At 67.2% G+C, this 20,778-nt stretch carries 13 protein-coding genes; 2 read left to right on the top strand and 11 right to left on the bottom strand.

The features are described from left to right. Nucleotides 1-48 precede the first annotated feature (48 nt). Complete coding sequence (locus KBX50_RS17275) at nt 49-1,476, bottom strand: UDP-glucose/GDP-mannose dehydrogenase family protein (RefSeq protein ID WP_210938049.1); 1,428 nt, start codon at nt 1,474-1,476, stop codon at nt 49-51. Nucleotides 1,477-1,729: 253 nt separating this feature from the next. On the opposite strand from KBX50_RS17275, the gene KBX50_RS17270 reads away from it, so the two are divergent. Beyond that, complete coding sequence (locus KBX50_RS17270) at nt 1,730-2,893, top strand: acyl-CoA dehydrogenase family protein (RefSeq protein ID WP_210938048.1); 1,164 nt, start codon at nt 1,730-1,732, stop codon at nt 2,891-2,893. A 91-nt stretch (nt 2,894-2,984) separates the two neighbouring features. Here the strand turns inward: KBX50_RS17270 and alaS are convergent, their stop codons facing one another. From alaS to KBX50_RS17255, 3 genes are all read right to left on the bottom strand, one after another. After that, the gene (gene alaS, locus KBX50_RS17265; RefSeq protein WP_210938103.1) at nt 2,985-5,657 is read right to left on the bottom strand and encodes an alanine--tRNA ligase; all 2,673 of its coding nucleotides are present in this window, start codon (nt 5,655-5,657) and stop codon (nt 2,985-2,987) included. A 327-nt stretch (nt 5,658-5,984) separates the two neighbouring features. Further along, complete coding sequence (locus KBX50_RS17260) at nt 5,985-7,412, bottom strand: amidohydrolase family protein (RefSeq protein WP_210938047.1); 1,428 nt, start codon at nt 7,410-7,412, stop codon at nt 5,985-5,987. A gap of 75 nt (nt 7,413-7,487) precedes the next feature. Beyond that, entirely contained in the window at nt 7,488-8,552 is a 1,065-nt protein-coding gene (locus tag KBX50_RS17255) for a ParB/RepB/Spo0J family partition protein (RefSeq protein ID WP_210938046.1), read from the bottom strand. Nucleotides 8,553-9,456: 904 nt separating this feature from the next. On the opposite strand from KBX50_RS17255, the gene KBX50_RS17250 reads away from it, so the two are divergent. After that, complete coding sequence (locus KBX50_RS17250; RefSeq protein WP_210938045.1) at nt 9,457-12,648, top strand: BTAD domain-containing putative transcriptional regulator; 3,192 nt, start codon at nt 9,457-9,459, stop codon at nt 12,646-12,648. 77 nt (nt 12,649-12,725) lie between these two features. Here the strand turns inward: KBX50_RS17250 and KBX50_RS17245 are convergent, their stop codons facing one another. From KBX50_RS17245 to asnB, 7 genes are all read right to left on the bottom strand, one after another. Further along, entirely contained in the window at nt 12,726-13,139 is a 414-nt protein-coding gene (locus KBX50_RS17245) for a hypothetical protein (protein ID WP_210938044.1), read from the bottom strand. Nucleotides 13,140-13,328: 189 nt separating this feature from the next. Beyond that, the gene (locus KBX50_RS17240; protein ID WP_210938043.1) at nt 13,329-14,246 is read right to left on the bottom strand and encodes a helix-turn-helix transcriptional regulator; all 918 of its coding nucleotides are present in this window, start codon (nt 14,244-14,246) and stop codon (nt 13,329-13,331) included. Nucleotides 14,247-14,274: 28 nt separating this feature from the next. Continuing rightward, entirely contained in the window at nt 14,275-14,553 is a 279-nt protein-coding gene (locus KBX50_RS17235; RefSeq protein WP_247673898.1) for a PqqD family protein, read from the bottom strand. Beyond that, nucleotides 14,553-15,341 (bottom strand): nucleotidyltransferase domain-containing protein, encoded by a 789-nt coding sequence (locus KBX50_RS17230; RefSeq protein WP_210938041.1) that lies wholly within the window; start codon nt 15,339-15,341, stop codon nt 14,553-14,555. Before KBX50_RS17230 ends, KBX50_RS17235 begins: the two co-directional genes overlap by 1 nt. A gap of 69 nt (nt 15,342-15,410) precedes the next feature. After that, nucleotides 15,411-16,691 carry an MFS transporter gene (locus tag KBX50_RS17225; RefSeq protein ID WP_247673884.1) on the bottom strand — a complete coding sequence of 427 codons (1,281 nt, stop codon included), beginning with the start codon at nt 16,689-16,691 and terminating at the stop codon, nt 15,411-15,413. Further along, a complete protein-coding gene (locus KBX50_RS17220; RefSeq protein ID WP_210938040.1) occupies nt 16,691-17,755 on the bottom strand; it encodes a diiron oxygenase in 1,065 nt (354 codons plus the stop codon). The genes KBX50_RS17225 and KBX50_RS17220 overlap by 1 nt, the downstream gene beginning before the upstream one ends. 11 nt (nt 17,756-17,766) lie before the next feature. Next, complete coding sequence (gene asnB, locus KBX50_RS17215; protein ID WP_210938039.1) at nt 17,767-19,938, bottom strand: asparagine synthase (glutamine-hydrolyzing); 2,172 nt, start codon at nt 19,936-19,938, stop codon at nt 17,767-17,769. Nucleotides 19,939-20,778 lie beyond the last annotated feature (840 nt).

Below are 20,778 nucleotides of genomic sequence, written 5' to 3'. Positions count from 1 at the left end.
TTCGACAGTTGTCGGCGGGTCAAGCGCCAACATCACCGAACGGGTCGATCAAGGCCGCCCCATGCCGCGGTATTCCCAGCCGGCCTGAGTCCACAGTGCGGGGTCGAGGCAGTTGCGGGCGTCGACGATGCGGCGGCCCGCGACCAGGTCGCCGAGGTGGCTGGGGTCGGCGTTGCGGAAGTCGGCCCATTCGGTGAGGACGCAGACCAGGTCGGCGCCGGTGACCGCCTCGGCCATGTCGGGCTCGTAGGTCAGTTCCGGCACCGCCCGGCGGGCGTTCTCCATGCCCTGGGGGTCGTAGACGTGCACGTTGGCGCCGGCCTTGTGGAGCAGGGCGGCGACGGCGAGGGCGGGGGCGTCGCGTACGTCGTCGGTGTTTGGTTTGAAGGTGGCGCCGAGCACGGCGATGCGGGTGCCGGACAGGTCGGGGCCGGCCGGGCCGGAACGGCGGCCGAGCAGGTCGGCGGCGAGTTGCAGGACGCGGGTACGGCGGCGCAGGTTGATCAGGTCGACTTCGTGCAGGAAGCGCAGGGCCTCGCCGGCGCCGAGTTCCTGGGCGCGGGCCTGGAACGCGCGGATGTCCTTGGGTAGGCAGGCGCCGCCGAAGCCGAGGCCGGCCTGGAGGAAGCGGTTGCCGATGCGGGGGTCGTAGCCGATGGCCTTGGCGAGTTGGGTGACGTCCCCGCCGGAGGCCTCGCAGACCTCGGCCATGGCGTTGATGAAGGAGATCTTGGTGGCGAGGAAGGCGTTCGCGGCGACCTTGACCAGTTCGGCGGTGGCGAAGTCGGTGACCACCAGGGGCACTTCGCGGTCCTCGGTGGCGGCGAGGTCGAACACGCCCTTGTGGGCGGCGTAGAGCATGCCGTTGGCCCACTCGCTCTTGACGCCGACGACGATCCGGTTGGGGCGCAGCACGTCATCGACGGCGAAGCCCTCCTGGAGGAACTCGGGGCTCCAGGCCACCTCGACGCCGAGGTCGGCGGGGGTGTGCTTACCGACGAGTTGCTCCACCCACTCGGCGGTGCCGACCGGAACGGTGGACTTGCCGACGATCAGCGCCTTGCGGGTCAGGTGCTGCGCCAGGCCGGTGACCGACGCCTCGACGTACGACAGGTCGGCGCCCATCCCGTCGGCCCGCTGGGGGGTGCCGACGCAGATGAAGTGCACGTCACCGAACTCGGCGGTCTCGGCGATGTCGGTGCTGAACCGCAGCCGACCGGCGGCCAGGTTGCGCCGCAGCAACTCGTCCAGGCCGGGCTCGTGGATCGGCACCTCACCCGCGTTCAGCTTGGCGATCTTGTCCGCGTCGACGTCGAACCCGAGCACCTCGTAGCCGAGTTCGGCGTAACAGATGGCGTAGGTCGCGCCGAGGTAGCCGGTGCCCAGGAAGGTCACCCGGGGGCGGGAGGCGCCCGAGGGGGGCGTGACCGCCGCGATGGCGGGCACCGGCTGGGTGTTCGGGTACGGGATGGTCACGCCTGTCTTCTCCGCTCACACTGGCGCCGCGTGGCTGCGTCGCATTCCTTTGCGGCGCCATGGCGGGGCGCCGGAGAGGTGGTGGTCGTCTGCTGGGTTCCATCATCGCCGAGTGGCTTCAGAGTTTCGCCTTGCCCCAGCCTACGCGCCGGTAACATCGCCTGAACTGTGGTCGTTATCCTTCAGTCTGCGCGGTGGGTGTCCAGGTGACGCTACAGACTGCGCATGATAGCGGTGAAGGGGAGGGGCTGACATGGCCGCAGAGCAGTCGTTCGACGCGTACCGCCTGCCGGAGGAGCACGAGGCGATCCGGGAAGCGGTCCGTGAGGTCTGTGCGGCCAAGGTGGCTCCGCACGCGGCCGAGGCCGATGAGACAGGTGAGTTCCCGAAGGCGTCGTACGACGCGCTACGTGCCGCCGACTTCCACGCGCCGCACATCCCGGTCGAGTACGGCGGGGCCGGAGCGGACGCGCTGGCCACGGCGATCGTGATCGAGGAGGTCGCCCGGGCCTGCGCCTCGTCCTCGCTGATCCCGGCGGTGAACAAGCTGGGCACCATGCCGCTGCTGCTGGCCGGCTCCGACGATCTCAAGCGCCGCTACCTGACTCCGGTCGCCAGCGGCGAGGCGATGTTCTCGTACTGCCTCTCCGAGCCGGAGGCGGGCAGCGACGCGGCGGCGATGACCACCCGGGCGGTACGTGACGGCGATCACTGGGTGCTCAACGGCGTGAAGCGATGGATCACCAACGCCGGTGTCTCGGAGTTCTACACCGTCTTCGCGACGACCGACCCCACCGCCCGGTCCAGGGGTATCTCCGCCTTCGTGGTCGAGAAGTCCGATCCGGGGGTGAGCTTCGGCGCGCCCGAGAAGAAACTGGGCATCAAGGGCTCCCCGACCCGCGAGGTCTACCTGGACAATGTCCGGATCCCGGCGGACCGGATGATCGGCGCCGAAGGCACCGGCTTCGCCACCGCGATGAAGACCCTGGACCACACCCGGGTCACCATCGCCGCACAGGCGGTGGGCATCGCGCAGGGTGCGCTCGACTACGCCAAGGGGTACGTCGCCGAGCGTCGGCAGTTCGGCAAGGCGGTCGCCGAGTTCCAGGGCGTGCAGTTCATGCTCGCCGACATGGGCATGAAACTGGAGGCGGCCCGGCAGTTGACGTACGCGGCTGCCGGCCGCTCCGAGCGCGGCGACGCCGACCTGACCTACTTCGGCGCGGCGGCCAAGTGCTTCGCCTCGGACGCCGCGATGGAGATCACCACCGATGCGGTCCAACTGCTCGGCGGCTACGGCTACACCCGTGACTACCCCGTCGAGCGGATGATGCGGGACGCCAAGATCACCCAGATCTACGAGGGCACGAACCAGGTGCAGCGGATCGTCATGGCGAGACAGCTCCTGAAGGGCTGATTCGGGACTGTTCTGGCAGCAGGTTCGGTTACCCCAGAGCGCTTTCGGTCGCGTTCTGGGGTAACCGAAGAAGCTGACGGTTCTACTTGTGCTACGACGGACTCTGCGCGAGGACGGCCTGGCGCACCGCGGCGATGGCCTGGTCCACGGCGCCCGGGTCGGTGCCCGCACCCTGCGCCATGCTGTCCTTGCCGCCTCCGTGCCCCCCGAGGACCGTCATCGCCGTACGGATCAGCTTGCCGGCTTTCAGTCCGCGCGCCTGCCCCTTCTCGTTCACCACGATCACACACAGCGGGCGGCCGTCCTTGATGGAGAACAAGGCGACCACAGCCTCCGTGGACGGGAACCGCTCACATACATCCCGTGCCATCCGCCGCAGATCGTCCATGGCGATCCCGTCGCCCACCCTCGCCGCGACCAGCGCAACGCCGCCGACGTGCTCGGCCGATTGCACAAGCGATGCACTCGCCCGCAGGAGACGGTCCAGCCGGAAGCGGTCGATCTCCTTGTCCGCCTCCCGGATGCGCGCCATCATGCCGGCGATCTTGTCCGGCAGTTCCTCCGGCTTGCCCTTGACCAACTCGGTCAGCTGCCTCACCAACGTGTGCTCGCGGGCCAGGAAGCGGTACGCGTCCACGCCGACCAGTGCCTCGACTCGTCGTACGCCCGCGCCGATGGACGACTCGCTCATCAGCTTCACCAAGCCGAGTTGCGCGGTGTTGCGAACATGCGTTCCGCCGCACAGTTCCTTTGAGTAGTCGCCGATGGTGACAACGCGCACCCGGTCGCCGTACTTCTCGCCGAACATCGCGACAGCCCCCTGCTTGCGAGCCTCCTCCAGGGGCATCACCGCGGCCGTCACCTCCAGTTCCCGGGCCAGCACTTCGTTGATCTCCTGCTCGACGTCCGCGAGCACGGAGTGGGGCACCGCGGACGGTGAGGCGAAGTCGAAGCGGAACCGCCCGGGCGAGTTCTCCGAGCCAGCCTGCGCGGCCGACGGGCCGAGCGCGTCACGGAGCGCCTGGTGCGTCAGGTGAGTCGCCGAGTGCGCGCGGGAGACGGCACGACGGCGCTCCACGTCAACCGTCGCGAGCACCGTCGAGCCGACAGTGACTTCGCCGACCAGCACCCTGCCCGAGTGCACGAGGACGCCGGGCACCGGTTGCTGCACGTCGTGAACCGTCACGGTCGCGCCCGCATGTGTCTGGATTCGGCCGTGGTCGGCCAACTGGCCGCCGCCCTCGGCGTAGAAAGGCGTCCGGTCCAGGACGATCTCGACGTCGTCGCCCTCGGACGCCACGGGCGAAGGGACGCCGTCGACCAGCAGGCCGACGACCGAAGCCTCGTCCTCCAACAACTCGTATCCGGTGAACTCGACGGCCCCGGCCTGGTCCGCAACCCCCCGGTAGGCGGACAGGTCGGCGTGGCCGGCCTTCTTCGCCCTAGCGTCGGCCTTGGCCCGGTCCCGCTGCTGCTTCATGAGCTGCCGGAAGCTGTCCTCGTCGACCTGCAGGCCCTGCTCGGCTGCCATTTCCAGGGTCAGGTCGATGGGGAAGCCGTAAGTGTCGTGCAGCATGAACGCCTGGTCGCCGCCCAGGACGGAGGAGCCGCGGCGTTTGGTCTCGATGACCGTCTCGTCGAGGATGGCGGTGCCGGTTTTCAGTGTCTTGAGGAATGCGGCCTCTTCCGCCAGCACGACGATTTCGATACGCGAGCGGTCCGCCAGGAGTTCGGGATACTGCTCACCCATGATTTCGAGGACGGTGTCGAGCAGGTCTTTGGCCACCGGCCCGGTGGAGCCGAGTAGACGCATATTGCGGATGGCGCGGCGCAGAATCCGGCGCAGCACGTAGCCGCGGCCCTCGTTGCCGGGTGTGACCCCATCCCCGACGAGCATCACCGAGGCCCGCATGTGGTCCGAAACGATGCGGAGCGAGACATCCGATTTCGGATCCGTGCCGTACGCAACTCCGGTCAGCTCGGTCGCCTTGTCGATGACGGCACGCGAGGTGTCGATTTCGAAGATGTTGTTCACACCCTGGAGGATCATCGCCAGCCGCTCGAGGCCGAGGCCGGTGTCGATGTTCTTCGCCGGCAGCGGGCCGAGGATCTCGAAGTCCTCCTTTCCGGTTCCTTCACCTCGCTCGTACTGCATGAACACGAGGTTCCACAGTTCGATGTAGCGCTCGTCGTTGACAGCCGGGCCGCCTTCGGGGCCGTACTCAGGGCCGCGGTCGTAGCAGATCTCCGACGAAGGTCCGCAGGGCCCGGGCACATCCATGGACCAGAAGTTCGGCCCCATGCCGAGGCGTTGGATCCGCTCCGGCGGGACGCCGACGACATCGCGCCAGATCGCCTCGGCTTCGGAATCCTCGTGGAAGACGGTGATCCACAGCCGCTCGGGGTCCATGCCGTAGCCGCCCGCGTCCTGCGGGGAGGTCAGCAGTTCCCAACCGAGGGTGATCGCTTCCTTCTTGAAATAGTCACCGAACGAGAAATTGCCGCACATTTGGAAGAAAGTGGCATGGCGAGTAGTCTTGCCAACCTCGTCGATGTCCGGGGTGCGAACGCATTTCTGGATGCTTGTGGCCCGCGGAAAGGGCGGCTTCTCCTGGCCGAGAAAGTATGGCTTGAAAGGCACCATGCCTGCAGGTACCAGCAGCAGGGTCGGGTCGTCCGCGATTAGCGGTGCCGAAGGCACGACCGTGTGCCCGCGCTCCTCGAAAAATCCGAGCCAGCGTTTGCGGATTTCCGCCGACCTCATCAGCATTCGTCCTTCCATGTCGCCGAACGATCTGTGGAGGTCGCCCGGCTTCGCTGTGGCTTTCCCATCGTGTGTGACACGCTGCCATGTGCCATCGGGCAGTCTAGGGGACGTCTCGCAACCAGGTGGGAGGCGTTGCCCTGGGGCGGGGCCGGTGGTCAGCCGGCGAGAATTATGTTGCCAGGTTGGTGATGCCGGATGCGACGTCGGCCAATGTGTGGGCGGCGCGGCGGTAGTCGCGCGGCTGATGACGCCGACCGCTGGACCTGGATGATCCTCGCCGCCTACACCCCACTCCGGCTGGCCCGAACGCGCCGAAGCTTCCTTTCAGCCCGGTGCCGCGAGCAACGACAGTGCCCCGAGGTCGGCCCGCTGAGCCAGGCAGCGGGCCAGCTTGCGCGATTCGCGCACCAGAGCGGTCACGTCGACGCCCGGCAACTCGCCGTCGGCGACCCGTCGCTGTCCCGCCACCCATACGTCCTTCACCTCGCGAGCTCCCGCGCAGTAGACGATCGCCTGGAACGGGTCGTGGACATTGGCGAGGGCCGGTGACCCACCGTCGAAGACAACCAGGTCGGCGGCCTTTCCGGGGTCAAGTGAACCGACCGCGTTGTCCAGGTTCAGCGCGGCGGCACCTTCGATGGTCGCCATGCGGAGGGCCGCACGCGCAGTCAGCGCGGCGGGGTCGAGCTGATCCAGACGTTGGAGGAGGACGCCGGTCTTGATCGTTTCCAACATGTCCTGGCGGTCATTGCTGGCCGGGCCGTCGACGCCGAGCCCGACCTTGATCCCACTGCCACGCAGCCGTGCAACCGGGCACACCCCCGACGCGAGGATCATGTTCGACACCGGGTTGTACGCTACGCCGACGCCGTACGACGCCAGGAGACGGATGTCGGCGTCCGCGAGCCAGACGCAGTGTGCGGCGAGTGTCGGCGAATCGAACAGTCCGTGCTGCGCGCAGTACGCGATCGGGCTCATGTGCCGGGACTCCCGGATGAACTCGATCTCCTCTCGTGATTCATGAAGGTGGATGTGAACTCCGTCTTCATACGACGATGCGAGGTCAACCGACCGCGCGAACATCGACGGGGCTTGCGCGGCCACCGTCGCTATACCGACGCGGAACCGGCACAGCGTGCTGCTGGCCGCGGCCTCACGTAGCGCGGCATGTTCGGCGAGCACGCCCTCCACTGAAGTCCCTGACCGCCGATCACTCGCGCCATAGGAGACGATGCCCTTCAGGCCCAGCTCCTCCAGGCCCTGGACGACTCCAGGCGTGACGGGTGTCGTCCTCGGGTCGCAGACGAACATGTCGTTCGTCAGCGTGATCCCGGTCCTCAGCATCTGAACACCGCCGAGCAGCGTACCGATGAAGGCACTTTCCCGGTCGAGGCGCGGGGCGACGGCGTCGATCAGGACCCGAAGCCAGTCGCCGAGAGCGTAGTTCTCCGCGATTCCCGTGACGAGGGCTTCGGAGAAGTGCCCGTGAGTGTTGATGAAACCGGGAGTGACGATATCGTTGGGCCCGCCGAGAACGGCACAGGAAGGAAACCTGCCGGACAGATCTGCGAACGACCCGATGTCGGCAATCGTGTCGCCCACCACTCGCACGGCACCGTCCGAGATCATCTCTGGCTCGGACGAGGTCAGGACGTACTTGCCGCGGATCAGGAAACCGGCATCCTGCTGACCGGGATGAGCCGCCCCCTCCGAAGAGATCGCCGGGTGCAGAGTATCGGACGGTTCAGTCATCGGGTGCGTACCCATTCCCCATGCCATGTCGGAGTCACTTGGAATTTCCACCGGCCGATGCGGGACATTGGAGAGCTACGCCCCCCTCACTCTGCTCTCGGGCATGAGACGAGCGGACCCTTCGAGTTCCTGAGCGAAGTCGTCCCACAGCTGCGCGTACCGCCGCGCGAGTTGCACCATGATCGGCACACTGTATGAAGGCACCGCCGAGGCGAGAGAGGCCGATTCCCGCAGGCTTGACGCGTTCGCCTGCAACAATCGCAGAAGTTGGCGTCCGGCCTGGTTGTAGCGCAGGGAGGGGTCATGGGCGAGCTTGGTGACGACGCTGGCCGGATCGGCCACCGTCGGCAGCGAGGCCCGCAGCGGGCGCGACTCCAAGCGGCGCCGGGCCGGCGACACCCGGGCGTCCGGCGTTGCGACTGGCCGGAGTGACCGGGGCGGATCCGGTCGGCGGCTCTCGTCGGACGCGTGCGCCTGCCGTACCGGGTCTTCGCCTCGTGCCAGCCGGCGGCGCACATCGCCCACCGTGCTCGGCGATATCCCAGAGCTCTTCGCCACCTCTCGCAGCGATGACTGTGGATGGTCCTCCAGCAGTTTGGCGGCCTTGAGCCGGCCTTCCACTGTGCTCGACGGCCGGGATCTGCCGTCGCGTCCCACCCGGGCGGCCGGCAGCGACGACACGTCCTGGGCCGCGTGCCGTATCTCTGCAACGATCTTGGCCGCCATGCCGACGACCTTGGCGATCGCCCGATCGGACATCTCGGCGTGCGACGCGATGATTCGAGCCGCGGCGGCGCGCCGTTCGGCGCGCGACAGCGGGAGTCCATGCGTGACGTTCGCCTCGACGGCGCGGAGGAACGCGTCTTCGGCGGTGCCGTCGAAGAACTCGACGCTGATGGATGCTCTTCCGTTGAGCGCCGCGGCCATGAATCGATGGGCGCCGTCGACCACTTGCATCGTCCGCCGGTCCACGATGATCGGCGGGAGTTCACCGTCGACCTCCGCGAGGCGCGCGACATGCTCCTCGTCTGTTCCACCCAGCCGTGGTGACCGACCGAGCGAGAGGCGGGCCAACTGGACGACCCAGGGCCCCCGCCCGGCGGGGAACTCGTCCATTGCGCCGCCGTCGGCCTGGGGCATCGGGTCTTCGTAGAGAGTTGATATCGACATCGCATCAACCTGATTCAAGGCTGGAGTCCCCTCGTCAATCGACCTCCGCAAGGCAGCGCACAACTGTCTGCCTCACGACGCATACGCACGGTGATCCTCAGCTTTTTGTAGCGGTGTTGGTTATGCGGCCCGGCCTTGCTAAACGGTCCGGGCTCGCGCTTCCTGGATAATTCGTTCGAACTCGACGGGGCGGTTCCCCGCTGGCCGCGCTTTGGTGGCGCTTCGTATGGAAAAAGTCCGCGATGTGGCGGTCTTCGGCCGGGCCTCGGGCCGCGTGCGGAGGCCTCGTCGTCTCCGACGTGTCCAGATGACCCTCGGCGGGACTCGGCCACGGCCACGCCGTCGGCGAACCAGTGGCCCGCGCTCGGCGGCACCGCCTGGCAGGCCCGCGACGTGCCGGTTCGGCCCGGCGCGGCCAACCACCACCTGGCGGGCGGTCACAAAATTGCGCAACTGCCGCACCTCGCTCTCCTGTCGACTGCTCCTGCGGCTGTCGGCACAGGTCGGGGTCGAGTATCCCCAGCAACATGTCGACGGAGCTGCGGCGAGGTTTGCGGATCAGCCCACGTGCATAATTGCGGATGGTCCGGACACTTTCACCTGAGCGATCGGAGAGTTTCTCCTGGGTATGGCTGCGTAGCAGGCGAGGTCCGACCAGAGAATGGTTGATCACATCGATACACCTCCGGAGCGCACGGACTCGCCGCTGTCGGCGGTTACCGGCCGTATTCGAGGACTCATCCGCAGTTCGGAGTCTGCGCCGCCCCGTTCCCGTTCTCATCCCGGGCTGGTACCAAATCATTGAAGGGTGTCTTATGATCCGCATATACGAGGGGGGCTCGCTTCGCTGATGCGGCACGGGGGAGGGTTGCGGATGGCGGGTATGAACGGCGGCGGCCTGCGGTTCAACATGCTGGGTCCGCTCGAGGCCTGGTCTGGCGGTGTCCGGCTCGAACTCGGCGGCCCGATCCAGCGCCGGGTCCTCGCCACGCTGCTGCTCGACGCCGGCCACATGCTCCCCGTACCGAGGCTGATCGAGGCCGCGTGGGGTGAGGATCCACCCGCCACGGGCGCCCATCAGATCCGTAAGAGCGTGGCCAATCTGCGCAGCCGGATTCCCGAGGGCGGTCAGGTGCTCGTCACCGACGGGCCCGGTTACACGGCCGTGGTGACGCCGACCCAGCTTGACCTGCATGAGTTCACCGGATGGTTGGACCAGGGCAAGGAGCTGGCTGCGAGCGGGCGGCTGCGGGAGGCGGCCGAGGCGCTGGGCGCCGGCCTCGCCTTGTGGCGCGGGCCAGCGCTGTCAGGGCTGGACGGCCCGGTGATCGAGACCGCCACGGTGCTGCTGGGCGAGCGTCACATGGCCGCCGTCGAGCGGTACTTCGAACTGCGGCTGTCGCTCGGCGAGACCGCGGAGCTGATCAGCGAACTGCGCGGATATGTCGGTCGGTTCCCACTGCGCGAGACGCTGTGTGGCCAGTTGCTGCTGGCGCTGTATCGCTCCGGACGCCGCGCGGAGGCCTTGGACGAATACGGCAAAGTCCGGGAGCGGCTCGTCGAGAAGCTGGGGGTCGACCCCGGCCCGGCGCTGGGCCGACTGTACGAGAACATGCTGCGCGAGCACCCCTCACTGGCGGCGCCCGCTCCCATCGAGCCGCCGACCGCCGCGCCCGCCGATCCGCCCCGTAACCTTCCCTACGACCTGGCCGACTTCGTCGGCCGGGAACGGGAGCTGAGTCAGATCACGGCGAGTGTGCGCAAGCGGGGCCAGCATACCCGCATTGTGGCCCTCGACGGAATGGGCGGCTCCGGCAAGACCTCGCTGGCCGTACGCGCTGCCCATCGGCTCGCCGACGAGTTCCCCGATGGGCAGCTCTACATCGACCTGCGCGGCCACACCCCCTACGAACAACCGGTCACCACGGCCACCGCGCTGGAGATCCTGCTGCGCGCCGCCCGTGTGCCGGAGGAGCGCATCCCCGACGACCTGCCGGGACGGGCGGCGGTGTGGCAATCGGAGCTGTCCGGAAAGCGGATGCTGATCCTGCTGGACAACGCCGCGGATGTCACCGTGGTGATCGGCCTGCTGCCGAGATCCCCCGACTGTCTGGTGATCGTCACCAGTCGGGCCCGGCTGGTGGACCTGGACGGCGCGGAGTGGATCTCCATCGGCGTGATGGCGCCCGAGGAGAGCACGAGCCTCATCGCGGAGGTCCTCGGCGCCGAGCGGACCGCCGCCGAGCAGTCGGAGACAGCCGAGTTGGTCCGACTCTGCGGCCACCTTCCGCTGGCGCTGCGGATCGCCGCCGCGCGGCTGCGCAACCGGCCGTCGTGGTCGTTGCGCTACATGGTCGAGCGGCTGCGCGACGAGACGTACAAGCTGGACGAGCTCAACTCCGGCGAGCGTGGCGTGGCCACCACCCTGCGCCTGTCCTACCAGGGATTGGGCGCTGACTGCCGCTCCCTGTTCCTGTTGCTGTCCGTCCATCCCGGCCGTGCCGTCGACGTCTTCTCCGCCGCGGCCATGCTCGGACTCGACGTCCGCGAGACCGAGGACCGGCTGGAGAGGTTGCTGGACGTGCACCTGCTTCAGCAGCCGGATGTGGGTCTGTACGCCTACCACAACCTGGTGCGTAGCTTCGCCCTCAGCCTGTACGACCGGATGCCGAGGAAGAACGGACCGGCCCTCGCCGGGCGGCTGGTCGACTACTATCTGGCGGCTAGCGAAGCGGCCTGCGCGGTCCTCTTTCCCGGCCGCGGCGAACGCCCCACCGGGCTGCCCCGGTCTGCGGCTTCGCTGCCCAGCTTCCGCCAGGCAGACGACGCGCAGGCGTGGTTCGCGCGGGAGGACGTCACCCTCGTCTCGGTCATCGACCTCGCCGAGCGGGAATCCCTGGACCGCCACGTGGTGTTCCTCGTCCGCAACTTGGCCTTCTACTTGAACCTGCGGGGCAGCCTGCATGAGTTCAGGCGGGTCAGCCGCACCGCGGTGGCCGCCGCCCGCCGGATCGGCGAGGCCGGGCTGCTCAGCATCTGCCTCTCCAATCTCAGCGTGGCCTGCTGGAAGCTGGGTCTGCATGAGGAGGGCGTCAGCGCGGCGCGTGAGGGCCGGGATCTGGCAGTGGTCGCGGAAGACCGCCCCACCCAGGCGCACAGCGAGGGCGCCCTCGGTCTGCACGAGAGCATGCGAGGGCAGTTCGATCAGGCGCTGGGCCATCTGGAGGCGGCCGTCGCCCTGGAGCGCGAGTTGGGTACGCCCTGCGCGGAGGCCGAGAGCCTGACCGTGCTGAGCGCGTTGTACGAGCAGTGGGGCCGTTACGCGGAGGCATCCGGCAGCGCCCGGCGGGCCATCACGCTGGCCCGGCAAGCCGGCCGGCACGAGACGGAACTCGTCGCCCTCACCGACCTCGCGCTGGCGCAGGTCGGGATGGGCGAACTGGCGGCGGCCGAGAGCTCCCTGGTCGAGGCGCGGACGTTGTACGACGAGCGGACGGACCCCGGCCAGGCCGCGGTCACCCTCGCCCTGTCGGCGATACTCGCCAGTCAACGCGGGGATTCCGAGGCCTGCGGGGAATACACCGACCAGGCACAGACCCTGGTCGAGCGGAGTGCGTCACCGCTGCGCCGTGCCAAAGTGACGAACATGCTCGGCCGACTGTTCGGTGCCTGTGGTGACCACGACAAGGCGCTGTCCTTGCACGTACAGGCATGCGAGGTGGCGTCGGCCATCGGTTACCGGATGGAGGAGGCCCATGCGCTGAGGGGGATGGCGATGGCGACCCGTGCCCTGGGCGACGAGTTGACGGCGGGCACCCACTGGGCCGCGGCGGAGGGACTGTTCACGGCTCTCGGCGTCCCCGAAAGCCGACGTCGTGCCCCGGAGTTTTCCGGGCCGCGGGGTTCACTGCTCGATGACGGTAGGGCCCTTGTCCTCGGCGAGCGGGTGGTTGCCGTCGCCGTCGTGGTGGACGGCGCTGAGGAGGGCGATGACAGCAACGGCGGCGATCAGAGCGGCGAACCTGCGTCCCATGGTGTCTCCCTGTCAGGTCGTGTCTGCTGGTGAGACCAAAATGCGGGTGGCCGGTCCCGGATCGTTCCCGCTCCGGTGCCCTGCTCCCGGTAAGGAGACATCCGCGCAGGTCAGGTGTGCTCGATCCGGAACGCGACGATGCGTGGACCGGCCTCGGTGAGAGCGACCTCGGTAACGGCGCGACCGGTTTGGTGCCCGGTGAGGTCGAGCGCGGCGCGTACGACCGAACGTACGGCGGCCAGCTCTTCGGTGGACAGGCCCGCGAGGGGAGCGCCGACCGCGTGCGGGTTCGACGCGGTCACCTTGACGACGTCGTGCATGCCGTTCTCGGTCATCGTCTCGACGTGGAACGACCGTCCGGCGTGCGGGAAGTGTTCCTCGCCGGACGTGTGCTCGCCGCGGGCCCACTCCTCGGCGTCGATCAACTCGTCCAGTGGGTCGGACGGCCGGCAGTCGGGGGTGGGGGGCGGCCGGTAGCACCGCCGCCGCAGAGACCTGAGCCCGAGAACCACGAAGCGTCTCACGACCACACCAGACCAGCCGTGGCCGCCCACCGGTACGCGAGTCCGGGTGCCGCGGCCGCCATCGGCGCGAGGTCGTCATCGGCGTGGACTAGGTCCCTTCGAATGCCGTCCATCAGGTCCTTCCCGAAGTCGGGGTTGTTCAGCAGGCCGAACCGCAGCCCGTGTTCGCGTTCAGCCGGGCGAGGAACCTCACAGACCGAGCTGTCTGAGCAGCGCAAGGCCGTTGCGGTCCAGTTGGTAGAAGACCCGGCCGCCGAGCCGCTGTTTCCACACGAAGCCGGCATCTGTCAGCACCGCGAGATGCTGGGAGACCGTGCTCTTGGCAAGCCCCAGTGCCTGGGCCACAGCCGTGGTCGTCCTCGGCTCCACCAGAACGCGTACGACCTGTGCTCGCGCCCTGCCGAGCAGCAGTGCCAGCCTGTCCTCGGTTTCCCGGGGCACCGACCGGGCCGTCAACACGTGGAAATATCCTGCCGCGCGTGCCTGGTAGGACATGGCCACCCGATCGTCGTGTTCGACGAACAACCTGAGTCCGCCCGCGAACACCGTCGGCACCAGAAGGAGTCGCGACCGGGTGAGGTTGCTCGCCAGGTCACGGTGATAGGGCGCCGTGAGAAGGGGATTCGACCAGAGCACACGTCCGCCGATCTCGTGGAGCATCGCTTCGGGCCCTTCCACGGCGAGAGTTCGGCCGCGTAAGAGGATTTCGTCCTCCAGCGATGAGCGGATCGATGTCCAGTAGGGGGCGACCGCGTGGTCCCAGTACCTCTTCAGCAGACCCGCGGCACGGCGCACACCGGCGTCGCCTCCCGATGTCTCCACCAGGCGGCTGAGCTCGGCCGTGATGGTGTTCCGCGTGGGGTCCGGTACAGGCAGGGCAGCCGGGACGATCAACGACGGCTGCGGCGCTCGCAATGCCTCAACGAGCTCGGCGGTCAGTTTCGCGGGCGTCGTGTCTCGAACGGTGCGCGCCCAGTTCGCGTACGGCGAGGGGGCCTCGCCCCGGTACCTGGCGAGAATTCCCAGGCTTCCGATCGTCTCCCACAGCGGGCTGAACGCCAGACGCATCGTATGCAGGCTCTCGTCGTCGACCGTGAGTCTGATCATGGCGCTGACATCAGGTAAGGGGAACGGTTCACCACTCGACCCAGCCCCTGCCGGTGAGGTCGCCGAGGAATTCCCGGACGTCCTCGAGTGCTTCCTGCTCGTCGATGCCGTACTCCTCGGCGATCAGCCTGGAGACATCGGAAACGGTGCATTCGCCGTTGAGGGAGGCGAAGATCAGCTGGGCTGGTCCGGAAAGCAGGTGGGCCTTGTCCTCTTCCCCGATGAGGAGATCGCCCTTGACAAGCCGGATGCGGATTCCGAGGGTCCGCCGAGGCACAGCCTCGGGGCTGCACGGGACCGGGGGCATCACGAGACCTCCACGCCCATGGCGATGTCCTGGCAGAAGGTGAGGATGCTCTTGATCCACGGCCTGGGATCAACCGGGTCGTACGTCTGCATCGTCTCGAGCGCCCAGTACGTCTCGAATGACACGGCCGCGGGGGCGGCCGCCTTGAACCGGTTGGGTCGCCACTTGGGCTGGTGGCTGCCAAATTCGCCTTCACTCTCGAGCAGCGCGTCGATCGCGTGCCCGAAGGCGTTCCGGGCCGAGATCGCCGCGCATTCCAGGTGCCCCGCTTCCATTTGACCCAGCGCGTCCTCGACGGCGTCATCCACCGCTCCCAGGGAACGGACGAGGAGGAAGGAACGGAACGCCGACTTGGCGAGCTGTCGCCGACGCTCGTGGACCCACTCCTCACCTATTAGCGGCAGGCAGTTGCTCAGGCGGGAAAACATGAGCTCTTCGGCCAATGTGAGCACGCCGCCGGCGGACGTTCCCCGTTCGTAGGCTTCCCAGGAGACCTTGTCGAGCATCTGGTCGACCTGGCTGTCGAGCCAGTATTTGATCTCCCACCGCTTGTTCTGCGCGTAGAAGATCTCGCTCATGAGGAAGGGAGGGTCCAACGGGATGGGGATGTGGTCGCCCTTGCCGGGGTCACGCTGCGACGTGGTGACGATGTAGATGTCGTAGTCGCTTCGCGCGTTGTGCCACCCACGGGCGGCCGAGCCGACGACGAAGGCCGCGAGTACCTCGTCCGGCAGCAGGTTCCGTTTACGGAGCGGATCGAGCCATTCGTCGGCGGAGGTTCTCTTCATCGTGTGTTCCTTTCTTCCGTCACTGCACGACGCGCTCCACAGTCGGGTCCGTCCTTTGAAGCTGCGGATTCAGGGCCGTTGGCTGATCGTGACCCTGACCTCTTGCGGCTCTCGCAACGCCTCCAGGTCCCTGAGCCCGCCAATGCGGCTGAGGAGGATGATCATTGGAGCCATGAGCGCACCGGCGCACACCAGCCACAACGCGGGACGCAGGCCGAGAACCGCGCCGAGTACGCCGCTGAGCGCAGACCCAGCCGGCAACGCACCCCAGGAAACGAAACGGACCGTCGCCATCACGCGGGGAAGCAGCTCAGGGGGTGATTCGGTCTGCCGGTGGGTTCTTGCCATGATACTTCCGATGACGACGCCGAAGGCGAAGCCGGCGTTGCCGATCGCGAAGAAGAAGACAGTCCCGGTGGACGTCGTCAGCGGGATCAGGAGGGCGAACGCGCCGCCGAGCAGACCTGAACTCCAGATGGCGCGCGCTGTGCCGATCCGGCCCGCCAGTCGTGTCGCCACGACCGAGCCGAGGAGCGCCCCCACGCCGTCCATTGCGATCACCAAGCCGACGACGGTCGCGGACGAGTGAGCCTCACGGACGAGGTAAAGGGGAGTGAGCGCCAGCAGCGCAGCGCTGACGAAGTTCACGGCGGTTGCCCAGATCATGCACGGCCGCATCACCGGGTGCCGGACCACGAAGTGCCAGCCTTCCTTGACGAGCACCACGGCCTTCGTCTGGGTCTTCCTACCCGATCTACGCTCCGGCAGCGTCCTGAGTATCAGCGCGGACAGCAAGTTGCTGAGCGAGTCGAGCGCCAGGATGCCGACGGGCCCCATGAGATGGATGAGCACACCACTCAGGGACGGGCCGCCGGTATGAATGACCGCCTCCGTTCCGGAGACCAGACTGTTGCGGCCGCTCAGCTCTTCCTTGTCGACCACGGAGGGCAAGTAGGTCGAACTGGAGACGTCGAAGAGCACCGTGGCGAATCCGCTGATCAGCGCCACAACGACCAGGTGCGAGTAGGTCAGGACCCCGAACAGCCAGGCCAGGGGCACGGATCCCATCGCGGCCACGCGCACGAGTCCGAGCGTCACCTGCAGCGCGCGCAGCGGACACTTCTGAACGATGACGCCGGCGGGCAGTCCGAGCAGAAGCCAGGCCACCTGCCCGGCCGCCGCGAGCATGGTGACCTGAACGGTGCTCGCGCCGAGCACGGTGAGCGCCACGAGCGGCAGCGCCACCAATGTCAGCGCCAAGCCCGTCTTGGCTGCCGTCGATGCCAGCCAGAACCGCCAGAACACGCCTTCCATACCGGGTCTGGGGGCGGCAGGAGCCAGTACGGTCATCAGGAGAACTCTCTCGGGATGTGTAGGAGCGGCGCTCCGTCGGCCACGGTGTGGGATGTGGGGCCGCTGTCGAGCAGACCGGAACTCTCGAACTCCTCCTGGGTGCGGGCGTCGTCGAGGACACCGGCCTCCGCGAGGTACCGGACCAACGGGGAGGCGGCTTCCGCAACTGCGGCCCGCACGGTCCCCGGCGGCCAGGTTTCGGCAATGACCTGCTCGATCTCCGACGCGGTCAGGCCGACGGCGGTCAGGTGTGTCACCGCCTGTTCGTAGTCCGGTTCGAGGAAGGCATAGACGACCGACGGGAGGATCGGACCGATGGCACGGCGCTCCCGAGGCGTCAAGGCCGGCCACAAGTGCCGGAGCAGCGATCGGAAGTAGACGTGATGTCGCCCTTCGTCTTCCGCGTGGTCACGCACAATCTCGCAGACGGACCGCGGCAGGCGTCGGTCCCGGGGGATGTCCGAGAGGATGCCCGATATCAACGTCTCGCTGACGATCGCGAAGAGGAGCGACTCCACACCTTTGATCTGCGGGGGCAGTCGATCTCCGAGCTCATCGAGCCGGGGCACGAAGGCTGGTGGGGTGCGGATCGGGCCCTGAGGGGCGTAGCCAGTCTCGCCTGCGATCTGTCGCGCGAAGTCGTTGGAGAACTGGGCGTGCCACGCCTCATCTGTAACGATCTTGAAGGCGTCCGCCCGCATGTGTTCCGGCAGGAGCAGGCCAGACTGCCCGGCGCTGATCTTGATGGCCACCGGGATGACGGCGACACTCTCGAGTTCGGTTGTGAACGCGAGGTAGTCGTACAGCCGTTGTAGGAGAAGGCGACGTACGGCGGTTGTGCCCTTGGCGGTCACCAGCGGGTGCAGCGCCACCGGATACAACTCCGGCGGGAAGAACAAGGCGAGTCCCTTGGTCCCGTCCGCTTCGAAGCTCCGGCGCGGCTTGCGGCGGACCCCGGCGAGATCGTCCCAGCGTTCGAAGCGGCTGTTGTAGTCGAGGCGGCTGCTCCTGCTTGCGGCATCACCGGGCAGGAGCTGCTGCTGAAAGGCTTCCAGATACATAACAGCCCTCGTCATCCGCCGAAGGAAATCAGGTGCTGCTCCAGCAAGGTGTTCAGATCGTCACTGACATCAGCCAGCGCGACGCCGGCTTCACTCAACACCTTGGCCAGGCTGGCCTTTCCATCGATGCAGTTCACTACCCGCAGGATCGGCGCCTGCGGTTCGAGCTCGAACTCGATCTGTCCCTCGTTCGCCAGGTAACAGGTGCCTTCCGGGTCGCTCAGCACCAGCAGTGACGGAGAGCGGACCGGAACCTGGTCGGGTGTGTGGCGGGAAGCTCTGAGGGTGAACAGTTCCTCGGTCCCGGCCACAGGATGCACACCGTGCGGCAGCGCGGTACGGACAGAACCAGCGGACATGTCGGACAACGCCGGGGGCTGTGCCACCATGTCGGCGAGCAGGCCCATGTTGACGACCCGCATCAGAATCTCCACCGACGCCGAGTCGGTGTCCCCGTCGCGCAAACCGCTCAGCATGGAGCTGATGGCGTCGATGTCGAGGAAGGTCTCCGCGCCCGGCGCCGATACTGCGCGCTCGACCAACTGCCTGCCGTCGCGATGCATCAGGCGCACGAGCATCCTGTACGCGTGCCGCGTCCCCGGACCGTAGAAGAAGGGGACCTTCTCCCGCTCCGCAACCCAGCTGGGGACACGCCCCCGCACCGCATCACGGAGGATCCTCTTGTTCCAGAGCAGATCTGGGCGCAGGTCCCGAGGGACGGCAGTCACCAGTTCCACCAGGCGGTGATCGAGGAATGGCACGCGCGCTTCTACCCCGCTGCCTGCGGCCGTACGGTCTTCGTGCCAGACGTTGTACTGCTGGATCTTGTGATATTCGGAGGTGAGGTACTCGGCGTAGGGGTCGTGGGAAGAACCCAGCAATTCCCTCAACGCCCGGGAGTTGATGAACGAGCCGCCTGGTTTCCACCAGTGCCGCAGCAGGGGCTCCTGGTCGTGCCACGTGTTGCGGCTCATCCCTTCGAGACTGTCGAGGAACGAGACCCAGTCCGTCCCCATCTCACCGGAGTAACCGCCGTTGAACTCGTCGCTGGCAGCTCCGAGCAGCATCCCCCGAAGCTCCGGCCGTTCCTGGCGAGCGAATCGGTGCAGTTCGTGCTTGTAGTAGATCTCCGGGCCGGTCATCGGTGTTTCGGCCAGCCAGACCAGTCGTGCCCATTCGTCTGCCGTGGGCACGTGGTCGGGGCCGAAGACCACCTGATGGTTGTGCACTCCCAGCTCACGGGCCAGCCGGGCCGAATACTCCGCGTCCCCGTTTTCCCGGGTCCCTCCGCTCAGCGCCGTGAAGGTGTGAACCTCGCCCAGTTGATCCCGGGCGAGCGCCAGTACGGCAGCAGAGTCCACGCCTCCGGAGAGGAAGACGCCGAGTTCGGTGTCCGCTGTCGCACAGTCGCGTACCGATGCTTCCAGCAATTCGGCGTATCGCTCGGTGAAGTAGCGTGCGTCACCGGACTCGACGGACTCCGTGGGCAGTTCCCAGTACCGGTGGTGTGTGGAGACGCCGTCCTGGAGATCGATTGTCTGGATGGTGGCAGCCGGGACGCTCTTCACTCCCTCGAACCACGTACACGGCTCGGGCGTGCTGATGAACCGTGGTGCGGCCGACAGGGAGGGCACCGTCAGCGCCCTCACCCAGTCGAAGCGCCGAGGCGTGGCGGGATCGGCGAAGAGGGCCTTGATCTCCGAGGAGACGAGGACGCGGTCATCGTTCTGGTGGTAGTAGAGCGGTTTGATGCCGAATCGGTCCCGTGCGAGGACCAGTTGCCGGCGCGAGCGGTCCCACAGGACGATGGCGAACATGCCCCGCACGTTCCGCAGGAAATTCAGACCATGACGGCGGTAGAGGTACAGCAGGACCTCGCAGTCGGACCCCGTCCTGAGCCTCACGTCGGAGGGCAGCGTCGCGGCGAGTTCCTTGTGGTTGTAAATCTCGCCGTTCGCGATGAGGATCAAGTTGCCGTCGTCACTGACCAGCGGCTGGGAGCCGTCCTCCGGGTCGACCAGTGACAGCCTGGTGAATGCCAGCCCGACCGGTCCCTGGCGGAGCACCTCACTCTCGTCCGGACCTCGGTGGTGAAGGATGTCGGCAAAGCGGTCCAGCAGGATGTCCGTCTCTGAGCTGAGATCTTGTCCACCGAGTCGGGCTATGCCCGCGAGTCCACACATTATTCTTCCTCTTGTGACGCAAGGCCGGATAGGCCTGGCCGGAGCAGGACTCAGGCGTTGGTGCGCAGGACGGTACCCTGCGAGACCGGCTGAGCGGTCGGCTTGTTGTACTTACGCATGTGAATCACCTCCTGTCGTGGGAATCCAGGAATTCAGGCCGCTTGCGATGTGCCTGCGATCCCGACGAGAAGAGCAAAGCACTGGGCGATCTCAGCCGTCTACAGATTCGTCTCTGACCGAACACGTGGCCGATATCGGTAGCTCGTAAAATTCCTCGATCGAGCTCAATGTCGTGTCCGATCAGGACGGTGTCGATCAGGCCATGGAGGTCGGAGGTGGGTACGTTGTCGGTCCATGCTCACCACCATCCGTTGAGGGCGACAACGGGCATGAGCCAGGAACAGATGGCGTGTAAGAACCCGTCCGGAACCGGTTCAGGCGCGGTGGTGGCGGGCCAATCGGCGGATCATTATGAAATAGTCCCCAACACGGCAGTCGCTTTCGTGGGGTGACCACGGATATCGCAGGAATGAGGCGCAGCGTGGACTCGCCGCAGGCGAGCAGCGCTGGCCACCGCAAGTTCGTCTGTGTGTTGTGGACACAACATCAGACGTTGCGGCGGCCGAGAGTCACAACTCGTTGGGGCACGGTCGGCGCGGGTCCGGCAGCCCGCACCCGCGGCCCGAACCACGCCGCCGCGCGAGTCAACCAACCCGGGGAGTCCGTCGTGAGGGGTCCGCTTTAGCCGGCGTTGACACGCGCCTTCCATCGTCCCCAAGTCGATTCTGCACGCCGGCGCGGCTGCGGGCGTGCACATCCGGCCCGGCGTTCGTACGCTCA

This window comes from Micromonospora sp. C51 (assembly GCF_018070435.1).
GTDB lineage: Bacteria > Actinomycetota > Actinomycetes > Mycobacteriales > Micromonosporaceae > Micromonospora > Micromonospora sediminimaris.
This window is presented reverse-complemented; position numbering and strand designations above follow the sequence as displayed.

Coding starts and splice junctions, on each gene's coding strand:
- KBX50_RS17270 (WP_210938048.1), top strand. CDS start 1,730: ATGGCCGCAGAGCAGTCGTTCGACGCGTACCGCCTGCCGGAGGAGCAC.
- alaS (WP_210938103.1), bottom strand. CDS start 5,657: ATGAGGTCGGCGGAAATCCGCAAACGCTGGCTCGGATTTTTCGAGGAG.
- KBX50_RS17260 (WP_210938047.1), bottom strand. CDS start 7,412: ATGACTGAACCGTCCGATACTCTGCACCCGGCGATCTCTTCGGAGGGG.
- KBX50_RS17255 (WP_210938046.1), bottom strand. CDS start 8,552: ATGCCCCAGGCCGACGGCGGCGCAATGGACGAGTTCCCCGCCGGGCGG.
- KBX50_RS17250 (WP_210938045.1), top strand. CDS start 9,457: ATGGCGGGTATGAACGGCGGCGGCCTGCGGTTCAACATGCTGGGTCCG.
- KBX50_RS17240 (WP_210938043.1), bottom strand. CDS start 14,246: ATGATCAGACTCACGGTCGACGACGAGAGCCTGCATACGATGCGTCTG.
- KBX50_RS17235 (WP_247673898.1), bottom strand. CDS start 14,553: ATGCCCCCGGTCCCGTGCAGCCCCGAGGCTGTGCCTCGGCGGACCCTC.
- KBX50_RS17230 (WP_210938041.1), bottom strand. CDS start 15,341: ATGAAGAGAACCTCCGCCGACGAATGGCTCGATCCGCTCCGTAAACGG.
- KBX50_RS17225 (WP_247673884.1), bottom strand. CDS start 16,691: ATGACCGTACTGGCTCCTGCCGCCCCCAGACCCGGTATGGAAGGCGTG.
- KBX50_RS17220 (WP_210938040.1), bottom strand. CDS start 17,755: ATGTATCTGGAAGCCTTTCAGCAGCAGCTCCTGCCCGGTGATGCCGCA.
- asnB (WP_210938039.1), bottom strand. CDS start 19,938: ATGTGTGGACTCGCGGGCATAGCCCGACTCGGTGGACAAGATCTCAGC.